Source organism: Saccharomonospora saliphila YIM 90502, from assembly GCF_000383795.1.
Classification (GTDB): domain Bacteria; phylum Actinomycetota; class Actinomycetes; order Mycobacteriales; family Pseudonocardiaceae; genus Saccharomonospora; species Saccharomonospora saliphila.
Window position 1 is genome coordinate 39,294 of the sequence record NZ_KB912600.1, and the last position, 6,681, is coordinate 45,974.

At 70.9% G+C, this 6,681-nt stretch carries 6 protein-coding genes; 2 read left to right on the forward strand and 4 right to left on the reverse strand.

Annotated elements, in window-relative coordinates; translation table 11 throughout:
* Positions 1-116 precede the first annotated feature (116 nt).
* The 4 genes from SACSA_RS0100805 to SACSA_RS0100820 all read right to left on the reverse strand — a co-directional run bounded on the left by SACSA_RS0100805 (position 117) and on the right by SACSA_RS0100820 (position 4,165).
* Positions 117-932 carry an ABC transporter permease gene (locus tag SACSA_RS0100805; protein WP_019812722.1) on the reverse strand — a complete coding sequence of 272 codons (816 nt, stop codon included), beginning with the start codon at positions 930-932 and terminating at the stop codon, positions 117-119.
* A complete protein-coding gene (locus SACSA_RS0100810; RefSeq protein WP_019812724.1) occupies positions 929-1,897 on the reverse strand; it encodes an ATP-binding cassette domain-containing protein in 969 nt (322 codons plus the stop codon). The genes SACSA_RS0100805 and SACSA_RS0100810 overlap by 4 nt, the downstream gene beginning before the upstream one ends.
* Before the next feature lie 51 nt (positions 1,898-1,948).
* The gene (locus tag SACSA_RS0100815; RefSeq protein WP_019812726.1) at positions 1,949-2,710 is read right to left on the reverse strand and encodes a GntR family transcriptional regulator; all 762 of its coding nucleotides are present in this window, start codon (positions 2,708-2,710) and stop codon (positions 1,949-1,951) included.
* Between the two features lie 120 nt (positions 2,711-2,830).
* The gene (locus tag SACSA_RS0100820; protein ID WP_019812728.1) at positions 2,831-4,165 is read right to left on the reverse strand and encodes an acetyl-CoA C-acetyltransferase; all 1,335 of its coding nucleotides are present in this window, start codon (positions 4,163-4,165) and stop codon (positions 2,831-2,833) included.
* A 96-nt stretch (positions 4,166-4,261) separates the two neighbouring features.
* Here SACSA_RS0100820 and SACSA_RS0100825 point away from each other — a divergent pair, with 96 nt between their 5' ends.
* Positions 4,262-5,605, forward strand: coding sequence for a 3-oxoacyl-ACP reductase (locus SACSA_RS0100825; RefSeq protein WP_019812730.1), 1,344 nt, complete (start codon positions 4,262-4,264; stop codon positions 5,603-5,605).
* Between the two features lies 1 nt (position 5,606).
* Positions 5,607-6,509, forward strand: a complete 903-nt coding sequence (locus tag SACSA_RS0100830; protein ID WP_019812732.1) for a MaoC/PaaZ C-terminal domain-containing protein — start codon at positions 5,607-5,609, stop codon at positions 6,507-6,509.
* The last annotated feature ends 172 nt before the right edge of the window (positions 6,510-6,681 follow it).

Genomic DNA, 6,681 nt, shown 5'->3' on the forward strand with positions numbered 1-6,681 from the left:
GAAGGCCGCCGGGGCGGCGAAGAGGGGCCGCAAACACGTCGTGACGAGGTCGCACGGGCACGGACCCGTGCGTCACTGACGCGCGCGGCGCCCCGCTCCGCCGCCCGGGCGGGCGGTCACGAGCTGGCTACGCGCCGATAGCGTGCGGTCGCCAGCGGCGCGAAGATCCCGATGATCACCACGCAGCTCAGGATCGCGTAGAGCGCCGCGTTCTCGGCGGGCCAGCCGGACGGTTCCGGCCAGCCCGCCGGGCTCGGGTTGCCGAACAGGTCCCGGGTGGCGTTGACCGCCGCCGTGAACGGGTTCCAGTCGGCGATCGTGCCGAGCACGCCGGGCAGGCTCTCCTGCGGGACGAACGCGGAGGAGACGAAGGTCAACGGGAACATCCAGATCAGGCCCGCGCTGTTGGCGACCTCGACACTGCGGGCCACCAGCCCGATGTAGGCGCCGATCCAGGACATCGCCAGCGCGAACAGCAGAATCATCAGATAACCCAGCACGGCCTCACCGGCACTGCTGTTGATGCGCCAGCCGATCAGCAGTCCGCACACCGACATGACCACGAGCACCACGATGCTGAGCACCTGGTCCGCGGTGGTGCGGCCGACGAGTACGGCCAGCCGGGACATCGGCAGCGAGCGGAACCGGTCGATGATTCCCTTCTGGAGGTCGTTGGCGAACCCGATCACCGTGTAGGACGAGTTGAACGCGACCGTCTGGGCGAAAATGCCCGCGATCAGAAACTCCCGGTACTGCGCGCCGCCCCCGCCCGGGCCGCCGATGGCGTCGCCGAAGACGTAGGCGAACAGCAGCACGAACATGATCGGGAAGGCGGTGGCGCCCAGCAACCAGTCGGGGTTGCGCCGCACGTTCATCACGTTGCGCCAGGTGATGGTGCCGCTGTCGGAAAGGATCTTGGCGACCCCGGTCACGATGTCTCCTCCTCGGTGGCGTGCCCGGTCAGCGACAGGAACACGTCGTCGAGCGTCGGGCGGTGCAGGCCCACGTCCTGCACCGTCACGTTCTCGGCGTCGAGTTTGCGTAGCGCGTCCATCAGGGACTTCGCGCCGGTGTCGACGTAGACGGTGACGGTGCGGGTGCTCTCGGTGACCACCGGCTCGCTGGTGCCGACCTCCTTGAGCACACGCTCGACCGTGGCGAGGTCACCGTCGTCGGCGGCGACCAGTTCCAGCCGCTCACCGCCGATGTGGTCCTTGAGCTCGTCGGCGGTGCCGCGCGCGATCACGACACCCTTGTCGATGACGACGATCGAATCGGCGAGCCGGTCGGCCTCCTCGAGGTACTGCGTCGTGAGCAGCACCGTGGCGCCCGTGGCCACGAGCTGCTCGATGACCTCCCACATGTCGAGCCTGCCGCGCGGGTCGAGGCCGGTGGTGGGCTCGTCCAGCACCACGACGCTCGGCTCCGCCACCAGCGCCCCCGCGAGGTCAAGCCGCCTGCGCATGCCGCCGGAATAGCCCTTCGCGGAACGGTCGGCGGCATCGTCGAGCCGGAACCGGCTCAGCAGCTCGCGGGCCCGTGCCTTCGCCTCCCGTTTGGGCAGGCCGTAGAGCCTGCCGACCATGTAGAGGTTCTCGAAACCGGTGAGGTTCTCGTCGACGGCCGCGTACTGCCCGGACACCCCGATCGCCGAGCGAACGCCGTTCGGGTCGGCGAGCACGTCGTGCCCGGCGACGGACGCCTCGCCCGAATCGGGCTTGAGCAGGGTGGTCAGGATGCGGACCGTGGTGGTCTTGCCCGCGCCGTTCGGGCCGAGCAGGCCCAGCACCTGTCCCGTGGGAATGTCGAGGTCGACGCCGTTCAACGCGCGTGTGGAGCCGTAGGTTTTGACCAGGCCGCGGGCGCGGACCGCGACCGGTCTGTCGGTATGGGGCATGCGTTCAGAGTAGGAGCGACCACCGACGAATGCCGCCGATTTTCGGGCCGTTCACTCCGCGCTGAACTCGTAGGACAGCCGGTAACGGTGAGCGGGCAGGACCATGTCGTTCACCTCCAGCGCCGCGCCGTCACGGTCGTGCGCGACACGCGTGACCGTGACGACCGGGATGCCCGGTCCGAGTCGCAGTACCGACATCTCGTCGGGTGTGGGCATCCGGGAGCCGACGTCCTCCGTGAAGTACCCGATGGCCTGTCCCGCCTCCACCAGACGCGCGTACGACCCTCCGGGGCCGGCGTCCGGCTCCTCGATCCGCGTGCCGCGGGTCAACCTCCTCGGCAACCGCGAGACGGCGAGCTGCACCACCACGCCGTCGGCGCGCATCCACCTGTCGCGGACGGTCACCTCGGTGCCCGGTGCGACGCCCAGGTGTCCCGCCACGCGCTCGTCGGCGCGCTCGAACGACACCGCCACCTCGACCGCCGGGGTGAAGCCGTGCGCGTCCGCCTCGGTGAGGAAGGCGCCCCGGCCCGCCGCCCGTGCCGCGGGCGAGAGCCGCGACCGCGCGAGGCGGTGGATCGTCGCGGAGGCGCGCACGAACACACCACGGCCCCGCACGGTGACCACGACGCCCTCCGTGCGCAGGATATTCAGCGCTTCCCGCACGGTGAGCCGGGAGACGCCGTACGACTCGACCATGTGCCGCTCGCTGGGAAGCCGGTCGCCCGGTGCGTACTCGCCCGCGAGAATCCTCTTCCGCAGGTCCGTAGCGACCTGACGGTGTACGGGCACTCCGCTCGTTCTGTCCACCATCGGGTCGCTTCTCCACACGTCGACGGGCCTGCCGGGAGGCTACAGCGTGCGGACGGGAGGACGGGGCTGGTGAATACCGACCCGGTACTGACGAGTTGCCCGGCCGTGTCCGGGGAACGCTCAGCGTTCCAGGATCGCCGTGATGCCCTGGCCGCCCGCAGCGCAGATGGAGATCAGGCCCCGGCCGGAGCCGGACTCGGCGAGCTGCTTGGCCAGCGTGCCCACGATCCGGCCGCCGGTGGCGGCGAACGGATGGCCCGCTGCCAGGGAGGAGCCGTTGACGTTGAGCTTGTCCCGGTCGATCGAGCCCAGCGGTTCGTCGCGGCCGAGCCGTTCCTTGGCGAAGGCCGGGTCCTCCCACGCCTTGAGCGTGGCCAGTACCTGCGAGGCGAATGCCTCGTGAATCTCGTAGTAGTCGAACTCGCCCAGCGACACCCCGGCCTTGTCCAGCATGCGCGGCACCGCGTAGGCGGGCGCCATGAGCAGGCCCTCGTCGCCGTGCACGTAATCCACGGCCGCCGTCTGCGCGATCGTCAGGTAGGCCAGCACGGGCAGGTTGCGGGCCTTCGCCCACTCCTCCGTGGCCAGAAGCACCACCGATGCGCCGTCGGAGAGCGGCGTCGAGTTGCCCGCCGTCATGGTGCCCTCCGGGCCTCCGAACACGGGCTTGAGCTTGCCCAGCTTCTCCGCGGTCGAGTCGGGCCGCAGGTTCTGATCCTTCGTCAGCCCCAGGTAGGGCGTGAGCAGATCGTCGAAGAATCCCCGGTCGTAGGCGGCGGCCAGCCGCTGGTGGCTGGCGGCGGTGAGCTCGTCCTGCTCGGCACGGCCGATCTCCCACGCCCGCGCCGTGCGGGAGGCGTGCTCGCCCATCGACAGTCCCGTGCGCGGTTCGGCGTTGCGCGGGATCTCCGGGACGATGTGCCCCGGCCGGAGTTTGCCCAGCAGCTTGACCCGCTCGCCCGTGCTCTTGGCGGCGTTCAGCCGCACCAGCAGTTTGCGCAGCGAGTCGTTGACGGCCAGCGGCGCGTCCGAGGTGGTGTCCACCCCGCCCGCGATCGCGGAGTCGATCTGGCCCAGGGCGATCTTGTTCGCCACGTTGACGATCGCCTGGAGGCCGGTGCCGCAGGCCATCTGCACATCGGAGGCCGGTGTGGTGGGCGAGAGCGCGCTGCCCAGCACGCACTCGCGCGCCAGGTTGAAGTCGCGCGCGTGCTTGAGCACCGCCCCGGCCGCCACCTCGCCGAGCTGTTCGCCCTGGAGGGAGAACCGGCTGACGAGCCCGTCCACCGCGGCGGTGAGCATGTCCTGGTTCGAGGCGTCGGCGTACGGTCCGTTGGAGCGGGCGAACGGAATCCGGTTGGCACCGACGATCGCGACCTTCGCGACGCCCGATCCCGCCGACTTCTCGCGGTTCGCCCGCCCCCGGCCGCGGCCGGACTTCTGCGCTGCGGTCATGGCTCCTCCTGGTCAGCGTTGTCGCACCCGGCGAAAGTGTAACCTACTCGCAAGTAGGTTAGGCTGTCAGTGCACACTCGGCACGGGAGGCAACCGATGGCTGACAAGTACCAGCAGTTCACCACCACACCGGTCGGCAATGTCGTGACGTCGAAGCTCGGTCTGCCGAAGCCGCCGGTGCTGCGCCGCTACACGCCGGGCCAGCCCGCTCTCGAGGGTCCCGCACTCCTCGGCGTCGCGCAGGGTGGACGCCTGGAGAAGACCCTCACGGCCCAGCTCGGCCGGGCGGGCATCGAGATTCTGCGCACCCCGGCCGACGACACGCGCTACGGCGCGCTCGTGTTCGACGCGACCGGCATCACCGACCCGGCCCAGCTACGTGAACTGCACCGCTTCTTCCAGCCAACCGTCCGCTCGATCGGCCCCTCGGGCCGGGTCGTCGTGCTCGGCACGCCGCCCGAACTGGTCTCCGGTCGGGAGCGCATCGCCCAGCGCGCGCTCGAAGGCTTCACCCGCACCGTCGGCAAGGAGCTCAAGCGCGGCGCGACCGCCCAGCTCGTCTACGTGGCCGAGGGGGCCGAGGAGGCGGCCGAGTCGACCATGCGGTTCCTGCTCTCGGCCAAGTCCGCCTTCGTCGACGGCCAGGTGATCCGCGTCGGCACTTCCGGGGTGACCACCGCTGTCGCACCGGAGAACTGGGACCGGCCGTTGACCGGGAAGACGGCGCTGGTCACCGGAGCCTCCCGGGGCATCGGCGCCGCGATCGCCGACGTGCTCGCCCGCGACGGCGCGCACGTCGTCGCCCTGGACATCCCCGCGCAGGGTGCCGACCTCTCCACCGTCGCCAACCGCGCGGGCGGTTCGGCACTGCAACTCGACATCACCGCCGACGACGCTCCCGCCCGGCTGGCCCGGTACCTCACCGAGCGCCACGGCGGCGTGGACGTCGTGGTGCACAACGCGGGGATCACCCGGGACAAGACGCTGGGCAAGCTCAGCGAGTCGGCGTGGGACTCGGTGCTCACCGTCAATCTCGCCGCCCAGCTCGCGGTGAACGACACGTTGTTGAGTGAGAACGTGCTCGGCGACAACGGCCGCATCGTCGGGGTCTCGTCGATCGCCGGGATCGCGGGCAACGTCGGCCAGGCCAACTACGCCACCAGCAAGGCCGGCGTGATCGGCATGGTCAACGACTACGCCCCGCGCCTTGCCGAGCGCGGCGCCACGATCAACGCCGTCGCGCCCGGGTTCATCGAGACGCGGATGACCGCGGCCGTGCCGCTGATGATCCGCGAGTTCGGCCGTCGCCTCTCCAGCCTCGCCCAGGGCGGACTGCCGGTGGACGTCGCCGAGACCATCGCCTGGTACGCCAACCCCGCCTCGGCCGCCGTCAACGGCAACGTGGTCCGCGTGTGCGGCCAGGGTTTCCTGGGAGCCTGACATGACCGTGAAGGAACTGACCGCCGCGCCGAGCCTGGGCACCCTCTACCCGAAGGCCGCCCTTGGCGGGCTGCGCAAGAGTGGCGGCGACGCGCTGCCCGACATCGAGTACGTGCGCTCGGGCGTGTCCGCCGACCCGGCGCATCTGGCCGCCTACGACCGCGTATGCGGATTCCGGCTTGGCGACGATGTGCCCGCCACCTACCCGCACGTGCTGGCGTTCGGCATGCAGATCGCGCTGATGACCGAGCCCGACTTCCCGTTCCCGCTGCTGGGAATGGTGCATGTCGCCAACCGCATCACACAGCGACGGCCCGTGCGGGTCGGGGAGACGTTCGATCTGCGGGTGCGGGTGCGGGACCTGCGCCCGCACGAGAAGGGCAGGCAGTTCGACGTCGTCACCGAGCTGGTCCCCGACGGCGCCGGGGAGTCGGCCGAGCCCGTGTGGACCGACGTGAGCACCTATCTGCGCCGCGGCGGCACCGGCTCCGGCGGGCAGGAGGCGCGCCCGGAACGACGCGGGACCGACCTGGCCCAGCCCGCGCCGAACGCCGTGTGGCGGGTACCCGCCGACATCGGCCGCCGTTACGCGGAGGTCTCCGGCGATCGCAATCCGATCCACATGCACACGCTGACCGCGCGGATGTTCGGCTTCCGCTCGGCCATCGCGCACGGGATGTGGAGCAAGGCGCGCTGCCTCGCCGCGTTCGAGGGCAGGTTGCCCGCCGCGTACACGGTGGACGTGCGGTTCAAGCTGCCCGTGCTGCTGCCCGCGAAGGTCGCCTTCACCTCCTGGCCCACCGACGACACCGGTCGCCGGGGCGTGGCAGGCGGGTGGGCCTTCGAGTTGTGGAACGCCCGGAAGCCGAAGCCGCACCTGACGGGCACCATCACGCCCGAGTAGCGCACCGGGCTACTCGCCGATGACGGGTGGGGCGGTGCGCTGGTCGGTGCCGAAGACCTCGTCGGGATCGGCCTCGACGAGGTAGGACGGGCGGTCGCGGTCGCTGTCCTCGCCGCCCTGGCCGCCGCGTCCCGCGCCGGCGCCCATCGGGGCCGCCCCGGCTCCTCCCCGG

What these genes read in the sequence shown, in the direction of transcription:
- SACSA_RS0100810 (WP_019812724.1), bottom strand. Translation starts at nt 1,897, where the DNA reads ATGCCCCATACCGACAGACCGGTCGCGGTCCGCGCCCGCGGCCTGGTC.
- SACSA_RS0100815 (WP_019812726.1), bottom strand. Translation starts at nt 2,710, where the DNA reads ATGGTGGACAGAACGAGCGGAGTGCCCGTACACCGTCAGGTCGCTACG.
- SACSA_RS0100820 (WP_019812728.1), bottom strand. Translation starts at nt 4,165, where the DNA reads ATGACCGCAGCGCAGAAGTCCGGCCGCGGCCGGGGGCGGGCGAACCGC.
- SACSA_RS0100825 (WP_019812730.1), top strand. Translation starts at nt 4,262, where the DNA reads ATGGCTGACAAGTACCAGCAGTTCACCACCACACCGGTCGGCAATGTC.
- SACSA_RS0100830 (WP_019812732.1), top strand. Translation starts at nt 5,607, where the DNA reads ATGACCGTGAAGGAACTGACCGCCGCGCCGAGCCTGGGCACCCTCTAC.